Source organism: Vescimonas fastidiosa (assembly GCF_018326305.1).
Lineage (GTDB): Bacteria > Bacillota > Clostridia > Oscillospirales > Oscillospiraceae > Vescimonas > Vescimonas fastidiosa.
Window position 1 is genome coordinate 884078 of record NZ_AP023415.1, and the last position, 20456, is coordinate 904533.

Here is a 20456-nt window from a genome sequence, read left to right on the forward strand (position 1 = left end):
ATTACCCGTTCCACTTGCCGCCGGAGAAGAAGGGAGTGATATAGGCCATAATGAAGCCGAGACCGTTAAGGATCGCCCAGGTGATGATGATACGCTTCAGCCAGGCACGGGCTTCGTCAACCGTCCGTCCCGATTTGGAGAAATTCATCATCAGAAGTGCGATAGCGGCGGTCACAACGGCGGCAATGGTAGAGATCGTGAGAATCTGCGTATACACATCCTTCATGATCTCGTTTGCCTTTTCCCATACCGTTGTCGCCGCAAAGGCGGGCATCGTGTTTGCCGCCAGCATCGTGACGCTGAGGAACCCGGCAAAAAGAAAACGCCCCCAGTTGATATGGCGGCGATCCTTTCGGTCCTTCGGCTTTGTGGTTTTCAGTTGATTTTTCACTGTGTACCTCCTTGAAAAAATACTAAGCCGCCCCGAGAAATGGGGCGGCTTGTGCGGTCGTGCCAATCAGGGCAACAAAAAAACACCATCGAAAAAATGGTGTCTGTTTTGCCCTTGTCGGCACTTGATACAGTTTTGAGCATACACATTATAGCACATACGGATTTGCGCCACAATAGCAAAACACTGCCAATATACTGCCATTGACCGCCGATTTGCTGCCAACGCTATTTATCGGGAAAAAATTGCTCCATAAGACTCAAACTATCCCGGGAAGTATAGCCCCACAAGATTGAAGAAAGAGCCTCCACAGCATTCTTTCGCCTGCGGAAAAAGGTGCGTTCGCTGATGTCGGACACATGGGGTCGGATCATTTCAATAATCTCATCAACGCTCCGATACTGCTGGGGCGAAAGGTAGCTGTAATAAAGCAGCCAATAATACATCTCGCCGTGTTTATGCTTGTTTCGCATGATATTGACCGAGACTTCCAGCAACTTCAGCATTTGATAGCTTTTTTCAATGCTTCTGGCCTGTTCTTCGATGCCGTTATCCGAGAAATCCACACCGGCAAGGTAGATGGACTCCAAAAAGTCCTCGATACTGCTGCCAACCTCCATCTGAAACCGTCGTTTGACCTGCTGCACCGACAGCTCCAAACCCCACACCACATCCCGGTATTTTTTCAGAAGCAGGTAGGTATCGTGAAATCTTTGGTCTTCCGGCATCTGTTCCGGTTGCTTTTTCATCGGTCACACCTCCTTCACGGTTACGGGCGACAGCCGTACCTCAAACTGGAATATCTCTGTGGAATCCTTGCACGACAGCACAAGCAAATAGCGATAGTCTTTCAGCTTCCGGAGATCACAGACATGAATAAATGCTTTCCTGCAATCGTCGGATAAGGGTAATAACTTACACTGGAGCCTTGGGCATGAAAAGCAAGGAAAGCCTTGTGCAGCAAGGATTTTTGCCGCTTTTTGCAGAATAATCTCCGTGTGCGATTTTGAAACGCCGGAACTGTTTTCTGACACGCTACCTTCCTCCGTTTCTTCGTCCATCTGAATATGGATATTAAGCGACATTGCCACCTCATCTTTGTCGATCATCACATCGGAAATCTGGAACATGGTCGAAAGATATTGCTTGAGGTAGATAGCCGTGCCGTGCGTTCCGGGGAATGCGACCATAGATAGATAGTCGAGCTCCTGCATTTTGCGGAGATAGCGTCCTGCCGTCGCCTTGGACACGCCCCAGCGCTGTGCAAGCTCCGCATACCCGATGAGTGGGCTTCCGGTGCCGTTTCTCATATACACGACGGGACCGACCTCTGAGCCTTGCACCTGCGTGTCGTTGTATACGGTGTTGATCCACAGATCCAGCATAGCGTCCATTTCCGAACAGCGGCCGGCGCTGACCAATTCATTGGCAACCGAGATCGGCAGAAAGAAGAAGCCAGTATCCTTCTGGCACGGGGCGTTGTACTCTAAAACTCTGTTGTATTTGCACCATCCTTTGATTTTGAATTTCACCAGCCTGCCCCGGCCGAGCAGCGTATAGGTGATAAGGTGTCTGTCCTGCAGCTCCCTGAGAATGGCAAGTGCCTGATGCTGAAAGCGAGTGCGGAACCACTCGGTTAGCTCGCTCACACGGCAGAGCCATTCGCCGGGATAGATCGTGTAGCTGATTCCATCGATCCGTTTATAGGAAGTACGGAAGTTTGCAAAGCAGGACAGCACCGTGAAATGGTAAAGCCCCGATGTGCCGCCGACACGGATGCTTTTATCCTTCATCAGCAGCCCGATAAATTGCCGGTAGATCCGGCAGCGTGGGTAATCCACGATTTGTTTTAATTCTAATTGATACTCTGACATGGTTGTTTCCTCCTTGAAACAGGAAAAGCGGTGCAGAACCAAATGGAACTGCACCGCTCAGGCAGCAAACTATTGATTTTTGCGCCTTTTGTAGTATAATATTCATATAGCCTATAGAGAAACAAGGTTGTTCCTCTGTTGCCAACAAATATTGATACGAGTGAGATACCTGATTTTGAGGTACACGACGGGTACACAAAAAAGTTTTTCTCGCAAAATCAGACTGGTAACGGAAGGAATAACCGCCGTATAAGATACCTATGACACTCATTTTTATGGGTGAGGAGATATTCAAAACGGAGTGGGAATAAAACAAGGCCCCGATACAGGGCAAAAACAAAGCCGAAAAGCGATAGTGCTTTTCGGCTTCGTTTTTGTGCTATTATCAATCGACGATGTCCACGGAAACTTTCACGCCGGTGCGCTGGGCATAGGACCGCACGACGGTGCGGATCTCCTTGGCGATACGGCCCTGGCGGCCGATCACCTTTCCCATATCCTCGGGTGCCACACGCAGCTCCAGCGTCAGGTCATCCGCCTCGCCGACCTCCGTGACCGACACTTGGTCAGGATGATCCACCAGGTTTCTGGCGATGTAGAGCAGCAGTTCCTTCATGGCCGCACCTTCTTATTAAAGAACATCGACCTTCTTCAGCAGGGCACGAACGGTGTCGGTGGGCTGTGCGCCGGTCTTGATCCACTCACGGGCACGGTCTGCGTCGATGCTGATCTCGGCGGGGGACACGCAGGGATTGTAGGTGCCGATCTCCTCAATGAAGCGGCCGTCACGGGGATAGCGGGAATCGGCCACCACTACGCGGTAAAAAGGAGCCTTCTTAGCACCCATTCTTCTCAGTCTGATCTTAACCATGGTCTTTTTCCTCCAAAATATTAAATAAATTTTTTATGATAAATGCAGTCGCACTTATTTATGATTTTATGATGCTGGCAAAAAGGCTTGCAGCCTGCGGACGCGAACTCTGCGAGGCTTTTTTTGCCCTTACTTAAACCGCTTTTTCCGGCCGAAGCTGCGCATGCTGCCGCCGCCGAAGCCGCCCATGCCGCCCATCATGGCACCCATGCCGCGCATCTTGCCTTTGGTCATGGCCTTGGTCATCTGCTGCATGGCCTCAAAGGCCTTCAGCAGGCGGTTTACATCCACCACCTCCAGGCCGCAGCCGGCGGCGATACGCCGCTTGCGGGAGGCATTGAGGATCTGGGGGTTTTCCCGCTCCTTCACCGTCATGGACTGGATGATGGCCTTGCTGTGGGCCATCTGCTTCTCGTCAATCTGGCTGGCGTCGAAGCTCTTGCCCAGGTTCCCGGGAAGCATGGAGGCGATCTGGCTCAGGTCGCCCATTTTTTGCAGCTGCTCCAACTGATCCAGGTAGTCCGAGAGGGTCAGCCGGTTTTTCCGCAGCTTCTCCTCCAGCTTCTTGGCCTGCTTTTCATCGTACTGCTGCTCGGCCTTCTCGATGAAGGTGAGCATATCGCCCATGCCCAAAATGCGGGAGGCCATACGCTCCGGATGAAACAGCTCGATCATGTCCAGCTTTTCTCCGGTGCCCACAAACTTGATGGGCTTGCCCGTGGCCGCCCGGATAGACAGGGCCGCACCGCCCCGGGCGTCGCCGTCCAGCTTGGTCAGCAGCACCCCGTCAATGCCCAAGGCCTCGTCGAAGGCGGTGGCGGCGTTGACAGCGTCCTGGCCGGTCATGGCGTCCACCACCAGGAGGATCTCATGGGGATGGATGCTTTCCTTGATATTCTTCAGCTCGTCCATGAGCTGCTCATCAATGTGCAGGCGGCCCGCCGTATCCAGGAACACGATGTCGTTTCCGTGGTCTGAGGCGTACTTCAGCGCCTCCCGGGCAATCTGCACCGGGTCGCCCTGTCCCATTTCAAAAACGGGAATATCCAGCTGCTGACCCACCACCTGCAGCTGGGTGATGGCGGCGGGACGGTACACATCGCAGGCCACCAGCAGAGGGCGCTTACCGTACTGGCGGCGCATAAGGCCCGCCAGCTTTGCGCAGTTGGTGGTTTTACCGGCGCCCTGGAGACCGACCATCATCACAACGGTGGGGCCCTTGGACGCGGTGGCAATGCGGGCGTTGCTGCCGCCCATGAGCTCGGTAAGCTCCTGGTTGACGATCTTGACGATCTGCTGGGCAGGGGTCAGACTCTCCAGCACATCGCTGCCCACGCAGCGATCGGTGACCTTGGCGATGAAGTCCTTGACCACCTTGTAGCTGACATCCGCCTCCAGCAGAGCCAGGCGCACCTCCCGCAAGCCGGCCTTGACATCACTCTCGGTGAGCCGACCCTTGCCCCGCAGGCGCTTGAAAGTTTCATTTAATTTTTCGCTCAGTCCCTCAAAGGCCATGGTGTTACTCCTTCAGTGCGGCGGCGCAGGAGAGAATCTCCCCCGCCAGACGCTCCAGCTCCGGGTTTTCGTACTGCCGATAGTTGAGCTTGCGAATGTCCTCTGCCGCGGACTCGATGGAATCGATCTTCTCCCGCAGGCGCATAAAGCGCTTGAGCAGGCCGGTTTTGTCCTCCAGCTCGTTCATGGCGGCCTCGGCCCGGACGATGGCGTCCCGGACGCCCTGACGGCTGATGTCGTAATTTTCGGCGATCTCCGCCAGGCTCAGGTCCTCGTTATAGTACAGGTCAAAGAATTCTCTCTGCCGCTGGGTCAGGATCTCGCCGTAAAAATCGAGAAGCATGGTCATGCGGTAAGTCTGGTTTTTCACGGTTCGCCCTCCTTCTGTAAAGTGATTCAGCTTTACATCCTCGCTTATGATACCGCATTTTGGGGCAAAAGTCAAGGGGAAAATGGGGGCGGAGGGGGATTTTTTTAGGGCGGAGACAGAGGTAGAGCCCCTCCCCTGCGCGTAACCGAGAATGTAATCGTTATCGGGCGGGGCGATGAGGGTATCGCCCCCTACGAAAGGCTTTGGGGAAATCGTGGTATTAGGGATCATCACACCCGTTTGTACCCCGGCTTTGCCAGGCAGCTAAACGGCAGGGATGCACTCTGCATCCCTGCCGTTTAGCTGTAATAATATTATTCCTCATTCTCCTGCTGGGCGGCGAATTCGTCCTTGGCCTGCTGGAGGATCTTTTTATCGTGCTTGGTTTTTATGGCGGACTGGTCGAAGCGGGCCCAGAGATCCGGGCGGCGGGCCATGGTGCGCTTATAGCTCTCTTTCCTGCGCCAATCATCTACGCCGCCGTGGTTGCCGCTGAGGAGGATGGCCGGGACCTTGCGGCCATGCCACTGCTCGGGGCGGGAATACTGGGGATACTCCAGCAGTCCGTTCCAGTGGCTCTCGTCGGTATAGCAGCTCTCCTCGGGCAGCACCCCCTCCTCCATACGGAACAGGCAGTCCGCCACGGCCATGGCCGGAATCTCGCCGCCGGTGAGGACGAAGTCACCCATGCTCAGCTCCTCGTCCACGCACTCGTCAATGAAGCGCTGGTCCACCCCCTCATAGTGTCCGCAGACCAGGAGGATATTTTCATGCGCGGCCTTCAGCTCCTTGGCTACCTCCTGGGTAAAGGTCCGGCCACAGGGGGACATATAGATCGTGTAGGGCCTCTCCCCTACCTCCCCGCAGACATGCTCCCAGCAGCGGTACAGGGGGTCTGCCTGCATCACCGCACCCCGACCGCCGCCGTAGGGATAATCGTCCACCTGCATCTGCTTATTGGTGGTATACTCCCGAATCTGGTGGGTGTAGAGCCGGATAAAGCCCCGGTCCCGGGCCCGGCCGATGATGGACTGGCCCATCATGGCCTCGATAGCATCGGGAAACAGGGTCATAATGTCAATTCTCATCGGTGTCCAATCCTTTCATATTGTGTACGCGCAGGGTGCCGCCGTCTACATCCACGGAGGCGATGAACACGCCGGGAACGGCGGGGATCAGGTACTCCCGTGGGCCCCGGACCTCGTAGACCTTATGGGCGGGATAATGGAGGACCCGATGGAGCTTGCCCAGCTCCGCCCCGGTGGCATCGTCCAGAACGGTGAGGCCCTCCAGCTCAGCGTCGAAATACTCCCCCGCCGGGAGGTGGGCGTCCTCTCGACGAATGGAGACCTCCCGGCCCTTCAGCGCCAGGGCGGCGTCCATGTCCTCTACCCCGGGCAGAGTCAGAAGCAGGGTGGACTTATGGACCCGGCGGCTTTTGACCCGAACGGGCTCCCCATTTACATAGAGCGTATCAAACACCGCCACAAACTCCGGGGTGAAGCCCTCCGGATTCAGCTTCAGCTCCCCCTTGATGCCGTGGGCATTGACGATATGGCCGACGGGGATATAGACAGGACGCACAGCGCTCCCTCCTCTTTACCTTAAATTACCGACTTTATTATAGCGGAACTTTCTCCCGCAGGCAACACCTGATTGGATCGTTCGGGGGGCAAATTTCGGTAACAATTTTGTATCTTTTTTGACACGATTGCGTCGTTTTTCCCGGCTCCGAAGGCGAATAAATCCAGCAATTTCCGGAAAAACTTGACATATGGCTAAGAAAGTGCTATACTCCAATAAAATTTGTTTTTGTAACAAGTGTTACATTTCGGTTACAAACGAGATTCATTTCATTAACTTTTTGAGTTAATTTTATCCAGTCTATACCGAAAGGAGCCTCTCGGTTTTGGCAGGCTATACGCCGAAACGGGAGGGTTACGATCTCATGAAGAAAAGCTTTTTATCCCTTTTTGGCGGACAGCAGGGACAACCTGCCAACCGCCGCAGACTGCTGGCTCTGCTGGCACCGCTGACGGTGCTGGGCCTGGCCGTATGCATCTGCATGAGTCCCGCTCCGGCGGACGAGAGCGTGTATATGCTCATTGACAGCGAGTCTATCCACACCGTTACCGCCGACTCGGGCCTGGACTACGACAGCAGCGCCCTCTATGCCGCCCCCCACAGCGCAGGTGCGGCAGATGTGCAGCTGATCCTGAACAAGGGCCAGCAGGTACAGGTGAGCAATGCCGTACAGGGGGTGTCCGCCTCCGCTAAGCGCAGCAGCAACGGTGTGCAGCTGCTGGCCGCCTCCGTGGACGGCCAGGAGGATTCCTCCGAGGAGGAGACCACCCTGACCTCCCGCCACGAGACCGTGGCCAACCTCCTGCGCCGCAGCCATGTGAAGGTGAGCGAGGGCGAAATGGTGGTGGTGGACCTGTCCTCCGGCAGCCCGGCCATTACCGTGTGCCGGCAGTACACCCATCTGCGCAATGTGCCGGCGGAGACAGCCTTTGACGAGGAGCGCATCGCCGACCCGCTGATGGCCAAGGGCACGGAGAAGATCATCACCCCCGGCGTGCCCGGCCTGGTCACGGAAACCTATCTGGACACCTATGTAATGGGCAAGCTGGAAAAGACGGAGCTGGTATCCACCACGGCGGACAACTCCGTGACACAGGTGGTGGAATACGGCACCCTGGTGGACTCCGTTTCTCAGGACGACACGCTGGTGTCCGTGCATCGCAATGACGACGGCAGCGGATACCTGACCTTTGCCTCCGGCGACACCATGGCCTTCTCCTCTCAGGTTACCTGCAACGCCTCCGCCTACGCCATTCACGGCCGCACGGCCTCCGGGCGGCCCACGGCTTACGGAAATATCGCCGTGGACCCCTCGGTGTTCCCCTACGGGACCCGGTTCTATATCTACACCGATGACGGCTATATGACCTACGGCATGGCCACCGCCTCCGACTGCGGCACCAGCATCAAGGGCTACAAGCTGGATCTGTGGTTTGACGAGTACAGCCAGGCCTGCGCCTTCGGGCGGCGGAACTGCACGGTGTTCGTGCTGAACTGATTTACAAAAAGCTGCCCTTTCGGAGTACATCCGGGAGGGCAGCTTTTTTATTGCTTTATTCTTCGGACAGCCGGGCTTGGGCGAAAAAGGCCCGGGCGGCTTGGTCGTAGGCAGAGAGCGTCCGGGCCTTGCGGACGGCCCGGAGAAAGGCATCCGTGTCCCGGAAGCTGCCGGACAGGTAGCTCCAAAGCTCGCGCATACGGTGCAGCACCGGCGTATCGCCGCTGTAATCCCGGCGGTAGGCGGCGCAGAGGGCATCGTGGTAGGCCTGCAGCTGCGCGGCGGTGGCCCGCTCGCCGCCCCGGAGACGGCGCAGCAGGGACGGATCATGCTGAAGGCCCCGGCCCAGCATCAGAGGGAGCGCCGGCGCGGCGGCAACATCCGCAGGGGTAAACAGATCGCCGTTATAGCACAGAGGCAGGCGTGTGTTTTCCTGTGTCCAGGCGAACACCTCCCGGTGGATGGCGCCCTTATAAAACTCCGTGCGCAAGCGGGGGTGGACAATGAGCAGGGCGATGGGATAGTCATTGAGAATATCCAGCAGAGCGGGCCACTGAGCGGGATCGTCCCAGCCGATACGGGTCTTGACGGAGATTTTCAGGTTCGGGAGCGCGTCGAAGATGCCGTCCAGCAGCTCTCGCAGCAGGTCACTTTCCCGAAGCAGGCCCGCACCCTTATTTTTGCCCGTAACGGTGCCGGAGGGGCAGCCCAGATTCAAGTTCACCTCACCGTAGCCACGGCTTTGACACTCCTTGGCCGCCCAGATAAAGTATTCGGCCCGATTTGCTAAAATTTGAGGCACCACGGGGAGATCCTGATTATTCTCCGGAGCGATCTCCTGCAGCTCCTTGGTTTGAAACTCGAAATTGGCGTTGGGAGAGAGAAAAGGTGTATAGTAGCGGTCTGCGGCGCCGAACAGGGCGGCGTGGACCTGCCGCCAGCGCCAGCCGGTGAGGCCCTCCATGGGCGCGGCATAATACTCCTGCATGGGCATCCCTCCTTTCGGATCATCTTATCATATTTACGGGCGTCTTGCAATTCCCCGCCGGGTGTGGTACAGTTTGGGGGTGGAAAGCGAGGAGAAACTATGACACTTTTTGAATACTATCTGCAATATATGACGCGCATTTGCGAGGGCAGTCTGGAAGCACCGGAGGGCATTACCCTGACAGAGACGGACGAAGTGCGGCAGGCTATGGAGTTGCAGCAGCAGGTCGGTGCCATGGGCATTCCCGCCTTTGTACGGGTCTGTGCCGCCGCAGCCGGAGACGAGATCCCCCGGGAGGCTTACGACAATTTTTCCATGGACGATGCGCTCTCCGCCGCCCGGGCCCTGACAGAGCAGGCCCGGGAGGAGCCGAAGGAGCCGGAGCAAAAGGAGCCGGACCCGGATGCGGGGAAGCACGCCTTCGAGGTTTTTTTGGACTGCATCGCCCTGGACGACGGACTGGTGCAGTACCTCATCGAGGTACTGAAAAAGAAGGACTGGCAGGAATTTTACAAGCTGAGCCGGATCACCACCAAGCTGGACCTGGACCCCAATGAGTTTCTCTACTGGCTGGGAAACAAGGAGCAGTATGCCCCCCGGGAGGAGCAGGTGTGCGCGGCGGTCATGGACGCGTGCCTGGCCCGGTTGGCGGAGGAAGAGCGGATGGATGTGGCGGCGGCGCTGCTCTCGGGTGACCGGAAAACCTTTGAGCTGTTCCGCTGCGAGGCCCCGGAGCTGCTGCACCTGCCGGAGGCCACCTTTGACTGGTACTGCCGGAACTACCTGGACAGGGACTATCCCCTGCGGATGATCTTGCGGCTGAACGGGGTGGAGTTCCCGGAGAGGCTGGAGTGAAAATTGCATTTTTGGGGCGGGGTGAGCCCCCGCCGGAGGCTGTATTTTCTCTCACGCACATGTCGCGAGAGAAAATGATTTTATTTCTTTGCCGCCTGCGGGCGGCAAACTCTGCGAGGCTTTCTTGACACACTGGGGCGGGGTGAGGACACCCCGCCGTTTTTTCTCAGTAAGGCGTGCGGTGTGCGGGGTGATATGGCTTCGCTATGGCAGGAGGAATATAGTTTGAGGCCTATATTCTTTGGAATAGGCGGCTTTTCCCCGGAAAAAGGGGTTGCATTTTTCGATAGGTGTGGTATACTGCCATCTGTCACACAAATATGAAAAAGATGATTTTTGTGAGGTGAGGTCATGCCCCAGGGCAAGCATATTTTGGGCCGGGCCCCTACCCGGCGGGTATTCGGCACCGCCAAGGTGGGTGACCGGGGTCAAATCGTGATCCCCAAGGAGGCCCGGGAGTTCTTTCATATTCGGCCTGGGGACACGCTGCTGATTTTAGGCAGCGAGAGCCAGGGATTGGTGGTCTCCCGGCCGGAGGTATTGGACCGGGTGGCCCAGGAAATTCTGCAAAACACGGAGGACAGTGAATCATGATGAACGAAATGTATCGGCAGTTGGGGGTCTCCCAGGCCGTTTATGAATTTGGCGAGAGTATTCTCGGAGGGCTTACGGAGCGGTTCCGGGAGATCGACGCGGTGGCGGAGTACAACCAGTGCAAGGTGCTTGCCGCCATGCAGAAAAACCGGGTCAACGCCACCCATTTCGCAGCCACCACCGGCTACGGCTACGACGACGAGGGCCGGGACAACCTGGAGCGGGTTTACGCCGACTGCTTTCACACGGAGGCGGCCCTGGTGCGGCCCCAGATCACCTGCGGCACCCATGCCCTCACCGTGGCCCTCAGCGCCAATCTGCGGCCCGGGGACGAGCTTTTAAGCCCTGTGGGGCGGCCCTACGACACATTGGAAGAGGTCATCGGCATCCGACCCTCCCCCTGCTCCCTGGCAGAGTACGGCGTAAGCTACCGGGAGGTAGAGCTGCTGCCTGACGGCACCTTTGACTACGAGGGTATTCACCGGGCCATTACGGAGAAAACCAGGCTCATCACCATCCAGCGCTCTAAGGGATATGCCACAAGACCCACCTTTTCCGTGGAACAGATCGGGGAGCTGATCGCATTTTGCAAAAAATGCAAGCCCGATGTGCTCTGCATGGTGGATAACTGCTACGGCGAGTTTGTGGAGATGCGGGAGCCCTCAGACCTGGGGGCGGACATGATCGTAGGGAGCCTCATTAAGAATCCCGGGGGCGGCCTGGCCCCCATCGGCGGCTACATCTGCGGCACCAGGGAATGCGTGGACCGCTGCGCGTATCGGCTCAGCGCACCGGGCCTTGGGCAGGAGGTGGGCGCAAATCTGGGGCTGATGCCCGCCTTTTACCAGGGGCTGTTCCTCTCGCCCACGGTGGTGGCCTCGGCGGTGAAGAGCGCTGTATTTGCCGCCGCCTGCTACGAAAAGCTGGGCTTCCGGGTGGTGCCCGGCTCTGGCGAGAGTCGACACGACATCATTCAGGCCGTGGAGCTGGGCAGCAAGGAGGCCATGGTGGCCTTCTGCAAGGGTATCCAGTCCGCCGCCGCCGTGGACAGCTATGTGACCCCGGAGCCCTGGGCTATGCCCGGCTATGAGAGCGAGGTCATTATGGCCGCCGGAGCCTTCGTCCAGGGCAGCTCCATTGAGCTTTCCGCCGACGGGCCCATCCGCCCCCCCTACGCGGTCTACTTCCAGGGCGGTCTCACCTGGTTTCACGGCAAGCTGGGCATCCTTTTGAGTATGCAAAAGCTGGCGGACACCGGAATCATTAAGCTTTGATATTTAATATAATAATATAATAAGGAGTATTTTCATCTATGTGGTTTTGGTTTTCTGTGATCGCGCTTCTGTTTTGGAGCGGATCGGATCTGTTTTCTAAAATCGGCTGCCGGGATGCCGACGACAAGTACGCCCACCTGAAAATGGTCATGGCCGTGGGCGTGGTCATGGGTCTGCACGCGGCTTACGAAATCTTTATCGGCGGGACGGAAATTAATCTCTCCATCATCCTCACCTATCTGCCGGTGTCGCTGCTGTACATCGTGTCCATGGCCCTGGGGTATGTGGGGCTAAGGTACATTGAGCTGTCCATTTCGTCCCCCATCTGTAACTCCTCCGGCGCGATGGTGGCTATCCTGAGCATCATCACCGGCTCTGCCCTGCTGGCTCCGGCCCAGTACGCAGCTATGGCCCTGGTGTGCGTAGGCGTTATCGGCCTGGGCATTGTGGAGGCCCGGGAGGACGAGGAGCTGCGCCTTCTGCGGCAGGAGGCGGGAAACTACAAGTACGCCAAGTCCGCCCTGGCCCTGGTGCTGCCCATCCTCTACTGCGTGCTGGACGCCCTGGGCACCTTCGCCGACAGCAAGGTGCTGGAGACGCTCAATGAGGACAGCGCCAACTGCGCCTACGAGCTGACCTTCCTGGCGGCGGGCATTGTGTGCTTTGTATATGTGGTGCTCATCCGCAAGCAGAAGCTGGTGCCTAAGCGGGAGGGGCCCAAGTACCTGGGCGCTCTGTGCGAGACGGCAGGCCAGTTCGCCTACATCTACGCCCTGGCAGACTCGGAGCATGTGGCCCTGGCGGCTCCCATCATCTCCGCCTACTGCGTGCTTTCCGTGGTGTGGAGCCGGATCTTCCTGAAGGAAAAGCTCTCCTGGAAGCACTATCTGATGATCGCCCTGGTGGTGGCGGGCATTGTGATCCTGGGCATTTACGACGAATAACAGTATAAAAACTCCCCCGTTTGCAAACGGGGGAGTTTTTGAGACTGTCGAAAAACCCTTCGGGTTTTTCCGACAAAAGGCTTGCGGTCTGCTGCGCGCATAATTTGTCCGTATGTGACGGACAAATTCCACACTGGCAGCCCGAGCTGTATTTTCTCTCACGCACAGGTCGCGAGAGAAAATGATTTTATTTCTTTGCCGCCTGCGGGCGGCAAACTCTGCGAGGCTTTTTTTGATACGCTGAAAAAACCTCCGTTTGCAAAACGGAGGTTTTTTTATTCTTCCGGTACCTTGGCCGGGGGCAGGCTCCAGCGGAAATGGGCCGCCAGAAAACGAATGACCATGACCACCGTGCTGCCCAAAAGCAGGGCCGCCGTATCGTTTAGATACAGGTGGCACAAAATCCACACCACCGCACCGGCCAGGGCCGCCAGGGCATAGATATGCTTGCGGAAGATGTAGGGCACATCTCTGACCAGGACATCCCGCAAAATGCTGCCGCCTACGCCGGTGACGGTTCCCAAAAACGCCACGGCGAACCACTTTCCCTCCGGCAGGTTCTGAAAGGCCAGCTGGGTGCCCACCACCACAAACAGGCCCAGGCCCACGGAGTCCGCCGCCAGGAGGAGCTTTTCAAACAGGATAGTGCTGCGCATGAGCCAGCGGCAGACCGGGGGCAAATAGGCCGCCACGGACACCGCCACCGCAATGCTCACGGACAGCGGATCGTCGAATATCTTAGGCGGGGTGATCCCCAACAGCAGATCCCGCAGAACGCCGCCGCCCACAGCGGTAATCAGGCCCAGGACCACCACGCCCAGGGGGTCCAGGGACCTGCGCAGGGCCGTCATAGCGCCGGACACGGCAAAGGCCGCCGTGCCCAGCAATTCCAGAAAAACAAGAAGCTCTTCCATAGCGCTCCTTAGTGCCGGCCCACGAAGGACCAGTCGTCCTCGCCGCCGTGGAGCAGGTAAAGATCCTCTTTATAGTCAGAATCCAGGGGATTACCCTTGGGGGCGCTGGCCTTATACTGCTCCAGGACCCGGCGAGACTTCTCCGGAGGCTGGATGGTGCCTGCGCCGGCAATGCAGCCGCCGGGACAGGCCATGCCCTCCAGGAGGTAGCCGTCGTATTTGCCGGTGCGGGCGATGCGCAGCATCTTACGGCACTCCCGCAGACCCTCGGCGTACACGGTTTTTACCTCCCTATCCGGCTCCAGGCGGTGGATGACATCCTCCACGGCCTTGGCAACACCGCCGGAGGCGGCAAAGCCTACGCCGGGGGCAGAGGCCTCATAATTGGCGGGCACATCGGAAATCTGCGTAAAGTCGATATCCTTGGCCTCCATCATGCCGCGCAGCTCCTCAAAGGTCAGCACGAAGTCCACATCGCTGCGGACGGAGCGGCGGCAGGCCTCCAGCTTTTTGGCGGCGCAGGGACCGATGAAGGCCACCTTGCAATCCGGGTCGCGCTTTTTCTGCAGCCGGGCCGTGAGGACCATGGGGGTCATGGTCATGGATATATAGGGGGCGGCGCCGGGGAACTCCTTCTTGGCCATTACGGACCAGGCGGGACAGCAGGAGGTTGCCATATAGGGCTGCTTGGCAGGCACGCAGGCCATGAACTCCTCCGCCTCCTCGATGGCGCACAGGTCCGCACCGATGGCCACCTCCTTCACGGACTGGAAGCCCAGGATCTTCATGGCCTCCACGATCTGACCGGGGGTGACATTCTCACCGAACTGGCCCCAAAAGGCAGGGGCGATGACGGCGACGACCTTGTCGCCGCCTCGAATGGCGTGGATAAGCTGGAAAAGCTGGCTCTTATCCACGATGGCGCCAAAGGGGCAGTTCACCAGGCACATACCGCAGCTGACGCACTTATCATAGTTGATCTCCGCCCGGCCATACTGATCCTTGCCGATGGCGTCCATACCGCAGGCCTCCTGACAGGGGCGCTCAAAACGGATGATGGCCTGGTAGGAGCAGGCGGCCTTGCACTTGCCGCACTTGATGCACTTATTCTGGTCGATCTCCGCCCGGCCATGGAGAAAGCTGATGGCACCCTTGGGACAGGCGTTGGAGCAGTGCCGGGCCAGGCAGCTCTGGCAGGCGTTGCTCACCTCGTAATGGGTGTCGGGGCAGGCATGGCAGGCGTACTTGATGATATTGATAAGGGGCGGCTCATAGTAACGCTCCCGGATGGCGGTCTTGTCTGCCGCATCGGACAGGGGTTCCTGGTGGGAGGCGGAGCGCAGGCTGTGGCCCATGGCCAAGCGGATGCGCTCGGCTACAATGGCCCGCTCCAAAAAGATGGAATCTCTCTCGTTGCCCGGTTCATCCGGCAGGATCTTATGGGGCAGCTTATCCACGCGGTGATAATCCCCGCCCTCATAGGCCAGCCTTGCCACCTCGGCAAAGACCTGCTTGCGCATATCCGCGATCCCACAGTAAATGTTTCTCATGGTGTTTCCTTTCCTTGTCTGCTTGCTATAGTATAGCCTTCTGTGATTTTTCAAGCTATTATAACATCTCATCCTCTGTCCTTGCAAGAGGTGTTTCGCTATTTTTTATCGTCGCAAAAATTATTTATCATCCCTTAGCGCCGCCTCCAGCTTAGAAAGGGCCCGCTTCTCAATGCGGGAGACATAGCTGCGGCTGATGGAGAAGGCGGCGGCTACCTGGCGCTGGGTCTGGGGGAGGTCTCCGGTGAGGCCGTAGCGGCGGCGGATCACCTCCGCCTCCCGGTCGGTGAGGCAGGTGTCCACCAGGTGGCGGATGTGCTGCTGCTCCTCCCGGTCGGCCATGTCCGAGAGCATGGTGTCGTCGCTGCCCACCACATCCATAAGGCACAGGGCGCTCCCGGCGTCATCGCCGTCGATGGTGTCGGACAGGGACATCTCCCCCTGCAGCTTTTTGCGGCTGCGAAAGTACATGAGCACCTCGTTTTCAACGCAACGGGAGGCGTAGGTGGCCAGGCGTATCTTACGCTCCGGGCGGAAGGTGTCCACAGCCTTTATGAGGCCGATGGTGCCGATGGAGATCAGGTCCTCCTGCTCGGCAGACTGGGTATAATACTTTTTTATAATGTGGGCAACCAAGCGCAGGTTGTGCTCCACCAGGATGTTGCGGGCCTCCAGGTCCCCGGCCAGGCTGCGCTCTAAATACATTTGCTCCTCCTTGGCGCTCAGAGGCTTTGGGAAGGAGCCGGGATTTCCCGTAAGGCGCAAGGTCAAAAACAGGCTGTTGGCCAGCAAAAGCAGTGCCGCAGACAGCATATGTCCATCTCCCCTTTCCCTGCCATCCTATGCAGGAACGGGAAGTCCGTATACACGGGGCACTTCGGTAAACGCAGCGGGCCCCGGCTGCCGGGTCTGTGGCAGTCGGGGTCCGCCTGAGGGGGTTCCTTATGGAAAAGAGGGGGTTATTGGAATATTTATCGTATCAGAACTGCAGACGATCCTCTTTGGTCCAGGTGGCCAGGTCCAGGCGAGGATAGCGGCGGCGCAGATCGTCCATCTTGCCCTCGGTATCGCCCTGCATGGCGATGCGGTTCACGGCGTTCAGGTCCGCCTGGGGCATGGGCTCAGCGCTGTCCTTGCCGCACACGGGGCAATGGTACAGGCCGGTAGCCTCGCTATATACCACTTCACTGCTGCCGCAGAATGCGCAGCGATTCATCTTAGAAATCAATGCCATAATTTTTGTCCTCCATTCTTTAATCTTTAAGCTGGATTTATCATAGCACAGAAAAATATATTTGTGAAGCGCATGTTTGTTCTTGAAAGTATGAGAAGTTGTATGGTATAATGGTAGCGATAGGAGGGAGTCTTATGAGTATTACAAAATATCAGATTTTCCTGAAAACCGCGGCTTGTGGCAGTTTTTCCAAGGCGGCGGAGGCTATGAATTTCACCCAGTCGGGCATCAGCCACGCCATCAACTCTCTGGAGGCGGAGCTGGGCGTCACCCTTCTCAGCCGCAACCGGGGCGGCGTTGTGCTTACGGCGGATGGCCGGGCCCTGCTGCCCCAGGTGGAGAAGCTCTGCGCCGCCCACCACAGTATGATGCAGACGGTTGAAAGCCTCAAGGGCATGGACAGCGGCCTGGTGAAGGTGGCTACCTTTTCCAGCGTCTCCTTTCAGTGGCTGCCCCGGATCCTCAAGAGCTTTGGCCAGCTCTACCCCAACATCGAGTTTGAGGTGGTCACAGGGGATTTTTACGACCAAATCGAAAATTGGATCGTCTCCGGGGCGGTGGACTGCGGCTTCTTCCGCCTGCCGTCCACCAAGCACCTGCAGACCTACTCCCTGTATCGGGATGAATTGCAGGTGGTGGTGCCCTGCGACCACCCCCTGGCCCAGGCGGACCCCTTCCCGGTGGAGGAGCTGGCCGCGGAGCCGTTTATTCTGCTGGAGGAGGGCGAGGACTACGAGATCATGGCCGCCTTCGACAAAATGGGCATCCGGCCCCAGGTGAAATACACCGCCCGGGAGGATCGGACGATCTTGGCCATGGTGAGCGAGGGACTGGGCATCAGCCTGCTGCCCCGGCTGATGGCGAAGCACAGTCCCCTGCCCGTGCAGATCTGCCGGGCGCCTATGCAGTTTGACCGGCCCATCGGCATCGGCGTGAAGGACGAAAAGGCCCTGTCCAAGTCCACCAAGCTGTTTGTGAATTATGTGCGCACCTGGGTGGCGGAAAACGGGGACGAATAAGGCTTTTCCGGCGGATTCCCTCCGGAAAGCGGGATAAATGCCGCAAAGCCGGGCCGGTCTACGGGAAGTTTTATGCCGAAAGCCTTCAAAAATCGCAAATTTCCTCTTGCATTTTTCTTTTTTCCATGCTATACTATGCCCACATTTTATATGGCCCTGTGAACCGTTAAGAATCCTCAGGAAACTGAACGGGGAGGGGACTCTGGAGAATCCCATTGACTTGGGTGCCGAAGGTGTAAGGCCCGTTTGGGCCGAATCTCTCAGGCAAAAGGACAGAGACGGGCTTGGTTTTTACCGTGTCCTCTGCCTTCTTCGGAGTCGCTGTGCAGCGGCTCTTTATTTTTTGAAGGAGAGAAAAAAATGATTGAAGAAGTATTGTACCCCATTGTAAGCAAAATCAACGAATACCTGTCAAACTACATCCTGGTGTTCCTGCTCATCGGCGTGGGACTGTGGTACTCCATCCGTACCCGCTTCGTGCAGGTGCGCTGCTTCGGTGAGGCCATGCGGAAAACCTTCGGCGGCCTGAGCCTCAAGGGCGGCTCCCAGAAAAGCGGCATGACCTCCTTCCAGGCTCTGGCCACCGCCATTGCCGCTCAGGTGGGTACCGGAAACATCGTGGGCGCTTCCGGCGCCATCCTCACCGGCGGCCCCGGGGCCATCTTTTGGATGTGGCTCATCGCCTTCTTCGGCATGGCCACCATCTACGCGGAGGCCACCCTGGCCCAAAAGACCCGCATAGTTGACAAGGACGGCACCGTCCACGGCGGCCCGGTGTACTACATCACCACCGCATTTAAGGGTGGGTTCGGCAAGTTCCTGGCGGGCTTCTTCGCCGTAGCCATCATCCTGGCCCTGGGTCTTATGGGCAGCATGGTGCAGTCCAACTCCATCGGCTCCACCTTCAACACCGCCTTCGGCCTCCCCGCCTGGGTCATGGGTATCGTGCTGGTCGCCATCTGCGCCATCATCTTCCTGGGCGGCGTGCAGCGTCTGGCCGCCGTCACCGAGAAGCTGGTGCCCATTATGGCCGCCATCTTCCTGCTGGGCGCGCTGGTGGTCCTGGTCATCCGCATCCGGTATATCCCCGAAACCTTCGGCATGATCTTTAAGTATGCCTTTAATCCCAGTGCCATTATCGGCGGCGGCATCGGCTACGCTCTGAAAACCGCCATCAGCCAGGGCGCCAAGCGGGGCCTGTTCTCCAACGAGGCCGGTATGGGCTCCACCCCCCACGCCCATGCCCAGGCCAATGTGGCCCACCCCCACGACCAGGGCGTGGTGGCTATGGCCGGTGTATTCATTGACACCTTTGTGGTGCTTACCCTGAACGCCTTGGTCATTATCTCCACCCTGTACACCCCCGGCGGCCCTCTCCACGAATGCGGCGCCGCCGCTGCCAACACCGTGCTCAACAAAACCAACCTGGCTCAGGCCGCCTTCGGCACCGTGTTCGGCGAGACCTTCGGCAATATGTTTGTGGCTGTATGCCTGTTCTTCTTCGCTTTCTCCACGGTGCTGGGCTGGAACCTCTTTGGGCGCATCAATGCCAACTATCTCTTTGGCCGCAAGAATAAGAAGCTCTGCAACACCGTTTACACCATCATCGCCCTGGTGTTTATCTTCTTGGGCACCCTCACCGGCAATGACCTGGTGTGGGAGCTGACGGATATGTTCAACAACCTCATCGTCCTGCCCAACGCCCTGGCCCTGTTCGCCCTGACCGGCATGGTGATCACCATGCTGAAGGAGGGACAGGCGAAGAAGCTGAAGGTTTGAGATTCGGGAAATTAAAAATTTACAGTTTATAACGGAAAGACATCCGGCAAGGGCCGGATGTCTTTTTGTGTATTTGGGAAACGGAGGGGCAGGGATGCGGATTGCCACAGCCGGTGTGCGCACCGGCTTCGCAATGACATCTTTTGCAAGGAATGTGGTAGGGCGGCTCGTCCAGGAGGCCGACCCCTACACACCGTTTACCGATAGAATTTCGTAGGGGGCGGCGTCCCCGACGCCCCGTCACCTCCTATGTTGCGGGCGACCGCAAGGGTCGCCCCTGCGGAATTACAGCAAGGAGCTGGTAGAGCGGGTCGATGGTGGTCGGCCCGCCGGGAGGTTATTTTTCTTTTGCCGCTTTTGCCAGGGCGGGAATATCCCCCACCCCGTCAAGGACGATACTGGGACGGTAGGCATAGGTTTGAAGGGTCTCCCGAGTGGAGACCCCGGAGAGGACCAGCACCGTAGACATACCGCTCTCCAGGCCGGAGATGACATCGGTGTCCATGCGGTCGCCCACCATCACCGCCTCGGCGGAATGACAGTGGAGCATCCGCAGGCCCGTGCGCATCATCAGGGGATTGGGCTTGCCGCAGAAATAGGCCTGCTTGCCCGTGGCCATCTCAATGGGAGCGATAAGCGCCCGGCAGGCGGGGGCAATGCCGTTTTCGATGGGGCCGGACACATCGGAATTGGCGCCGATGAGCTTGGCCCCGGCCATGACCAGGTTGGTGGCCTTGGTAAGGGTGTCCAGGGAGTAGGTGCGCCCCTCCCCTACCACTACATAGTCGGGGTTCACATCGTTCATAGTCAGCCCCGCGTCATACAGGGCGTTGAGCAGGCCCGCCTCACCGATGGCGAACACGGAGCAGCCCGGAGCCTGTTCCTTGAGAAACGCCGCCGTGGCCAGGGCGCTGGTGTAGAAATGCTCCTCCGGCACATCCAGTCCCATGCGGGCCAGCTTCTGATTCAGCTCCCGGGGCGTATAGCCGCTGTTATTGGTGAGGAAGAGATATTCCTTCTCCTCCTCGTGGAGCCACTGGATAAACTCGGCCACCCCGGGCAGGATACGGTTGCCGTGATAGATCACACCGTCCATATCACAGATGAAACCCTTTTTTTCGTTGAAATCCATTTTATAGGATGCCTCAAGCATAGCGCCAACTCCTTTCTCATTTTCAGGTACAGTATACCACGGCAAGCAG

Annotated in this window: 22 protein-coding genes and 1 riboswitch; of the genes, 7 read left to right on the forward strand and 15 right to left on the reverse strand. The window is 57.9% G+C overall.

From position 1 onward, the window contains the following. Window position 1: 1 nt before the first annotated feature. The 9 genes from KI236_RS04290 to rimM all read right to left on the reverse strand — a co-directional run bounded on the left by KI236_RS04290 (window position 2) and on the right by rimM (window position 6605). On the reverse strand, window positions 2-391 hold the full coding sequence (locus KI236_RS04290; protein WP_456243474.1) for a fimbrial protein: 390 nt from the start codon (window positions 389-391) through the stop codon (window positions 2-4). A 227-nt stretch (window positions 392-618) separates the two neighbouring features. Further along, the gene (locus KI236_RS04295; protein WP_212819612.1) at window positions 619-1140 is read right to left on the reverse strand and encodes a hypothetical protein; all 522 of its coding nucleotides are present in this window, start codon (window positions 1138-1140) and stop codon (window positions 619-621) included. A gap of 3 nt (window positions 1141-1143) precedes the next feature. Continuing rightward, window positions 1144-2265: a MarR family transcriptional regulator gene (locus tag KI236_RS04300; RefSeq protein WP_212819614.1), complete on the reverse strand. Its 1122-nt coding sequence runs from the start codon at window positions 2263-2265 to the stop codon at window positions 1144-1146. A 385-nt stretch (window positions 2266-2650) separates the two neighbouring features. Next, complete coding sequence (locus KI236_RS04305) at window positions 2651-2881, reverse strand: KH domain-containing protein (protein ID WP_212819616.1); 231 nt, start codon at window positions 2879-2881, stop codon at window positions 2651-2653. A gap of 15 nt (window positions 2882-2896) precedes the next feature. Continuing rightward, the gene (rpsP, locus tag KI236_RS04310; protein WP_212819618.1) at window positions 2897-3136 is read right to left on the reverse strand and encodes a 30S ribosomal protein S16; all 240 of its coding nucleotides are present in this window, start codon (window positions 3134-3136) and stop codon (window positions 2897-2899) included. A 129-nt stretch (window positions 3137-3265) separates the two neighbouring features. Further along, complete coding sequence (gene ffh, locus KI236_RS04315) at window positions 3266-4651, reverse strand: signal recognition particle protein (RefSeq protein ID WP_212819620.1); 1386 nt, start codon at window positions 4649-4651, stop codon at window positions 3266-3268. A gap of 4 nt (window positions 4652-4655) precedes the next feature. Continuing rightward, a complete protein-coding gene (ylxM, locus tag KI236_RS04320; protein ID WP_212819622.1) occupies window positions 4656-5021 on the reverse strand; it encodes a YlxM family DNA-binding protein in 366 nt (121 codons plus the stop codon). Between the two features lie 314 nt (window positions 5022-5335). Further along, a complete protein-coding gene (trmD, locus tag KI236_RS04325) occupies window positions 5336-6109 on the reverse strand; it encodes a tRNA (guanosine(37)-N1)-methyltransferase TrmD (protein ID WP_212819624.1) in 774 nt (257 codons plus the stop codon). Then, window positions 6099-6605, reverse strand: a complete 507-nt coding sequence (gene rimM, locus KI236_RS04330; RefSeq protein ID WP_212819626.1) for a ribosome maturation factor RimM — start codon at window positions 6603-6605, stop codon at window positions 6099-6101. Before rimM ends, trmD begins: the two co-directional genes overlap by 11 nt. A 364-nt stretch (window positions 6606-6969) precedes the next feature. Between rimM and KI236_RS04335 the strand changes: the two genes are divergently transcribed. Next, entirely contained in the window at window positions 6970-8103 is a 1134-nt protein-coding gene (locus KI236_RS04335) for a G5 and 3D domain-containing protein (RefSeq protein ID WP_212819628.1), read from the forward strand. A gap of 55 nt (window positions 8104-8158) precedes the next feature. On the opposite strand, the gene KI236_RS04340 is transcribed toward KI236_RS04335, so the two are convergent. After that, entirely contained in the window at window positions 8159-9091 is a 933-nt protein-coding gene (locus KI236_RS04340; RefSeq protein ID WP_212819630.1) for a tRNA dihydrouridine synthase, read from the reverse strand. A 99-nt stretch (window positions 9092-9190) separates the two neighbouring features. On the opposite strand from KI236_RS04340, the gene KI236_RS04345 reads away from it, so the two are divergent. From KI236_RS04345 to KI236_RS04360, 4 genes are all read left to right on the forward strand, one after another. After that, a complete protein-coding gene (locus tag KI236_RS04345; protein ID WP_212819632.1) occupies window positions 9191-9946 on the forward strand; it encodes a hypothetical protein in 756 nt (251 codons plus the stop codon). A 351-nt stretch (window positions 9947-10297) separates the two neighbouring features. Further along, window positions 10298-10540 (forward strand): AbrB/MazE/SpoVT family DNA-binding domain-containing protein, encoded by a 243-nt coding sequence (locus KI236_RS04350; RefSeq protein ID WP_212819634.1) that lies wholly within the window; start codon window positions 10298-10300, stop codon window positions 10538-10540. Continuing rightward, window positions 10540-11814, forward strand: a complete 1275-nt coding sequence (locus KI236_RS04355) for a methionine gamma-lyase family protein (protein WP_212820648.1) — start codon at window positions 10540-10542, stop codon at window positions 11812-11814. The genes KI236_RS04350 and KI236_RS04355 overlap by 1 nt, the downstream gene beginning before the upstream one ends. A 38-nt stretch (window positions 11815-11852) precedes the next feature. Then, window positions 11853-12758, forward strand: a complete 906-nt coding sequence (locus KI236_RS04360) for a DMT family transporter (RefSeq protein ID WP_212819636.1) — start codon at window positions 11853-11855, stop codon at window positions 12756-12758. 275 nt (window positions 12759-13033) lie between these two features. Here KI236_RS04360 and KI236_RS04365 read toward each other — a convergent pair whose 3' ends face one another. The 4 genes from KI236_RS04365 to KI236_RS04380 all read right to left on the reverse strand — a co-directional run bounded on the left by KI236_RS04365 (window position 13034) and on the right by KI236_RS04380 (window position 16456). Continuing rightward, on the reverse strand, window positions 13034-13672 hold the full coding sequence (locus KI236_RS04365; RefSeq protein WP_212819638.1) for a trimeric intracellular cation channel family protein: 639 nt from the start codon (window positions 13670-13672) through the stop codon (window positions 13034-13036). An 8-nt stretch (window positions 13673-13680) separates the two neighbouring features. After that, window positions 13681-15222, reverse strand: coding sequence for a 4Fe-4S dicluster domain-containing protein (locus KI236_RS04370; protein WP_212819640.1), 1542 nt, complete (start codon window positions 15220-15222; stop codon window positions 13681-13683). Window positions 15223-15342: 120 nt separating this feature from the next. Next, window positions 15343-16035: an RNA polymerase sporulation sigma factor SigK gene (gene sigK / locus KI236_RS04375; protein WP_212819642.1), complete on the reverse strand. Its 693-nt coding sequence runs from the start codon at window positions 16033-16035 to the stop codon at window positions 15343-15345. A gap of 166 nt (window positions 16036-16201) precedes the next feature. Further along, window positions 16202-16456: a hypothetical protein gene (locus tag KI236_RS04380; protein ID WP_212819644.1), complete on the reverse strand. Its 255-nt coding sequence runs from the start codon at window positions 16454-16456 to the stop codon at window positions 16202-16204. Window positions 16457-16590: 134 nt separating this feature from the next. Here KI236_RS04380 and KI236_RS04385 point away from each other — a divergent pair, with 134 nt between their 5' ends. Together KI236_RS04385 and KI236_RS04390 are read left to right on the forward strand one after the other, a co-directional pair. Then, window positions 16591-17475 carry a LysR family transcriptional regulator gene (locus KI236_RS04385; RefSeq protein WP_212819646.1) on the forward strand — a complete coding sequence of 295 codons (885 nt, stop codon included), beginning with the start codon at window positions 16591-16593 and terminating at the stop codon, window positions 17473-17475. A 192-nt stretch (window positions 17476-17667) separates the two neighbouring features. Beyond that, window positions 17668-17761, forward strand: a riboswitch (glycine riboswitch). Window positions 17762-17835: 74 nt separating this feature from the next. Further along, window positions 17836-19254 carry an alanine/glycine:cation symporter family protein gene (locus KI236_RS04390; protein ID WP_212819648.1) on the forward strand — a complete coding sequence of 473 codons (1419 nt, stop codon included), beginning with the start codon at window positions 17836-17838 and terminating at the stop codon, window positions 19252-19254. A gap of 337 nt (window positions 19255-19591) precedes the next feature. Here the strand turns inward: KI236_RS04390 and KI236_RS04395 are convergent, their stop codons facing one another. Continuing rightward, a complete protein-coding gene (locus KI236_RS04395; RefSeq protein WP_228738084.1) occupies window positions 19592-20407 on the reverse strand; it encodes an HAD-IIA family hydrolase in 816 nt (271 codons plus the stop codon). Window positions 20408-20456 lie beyond the last annotated feature (49 nt).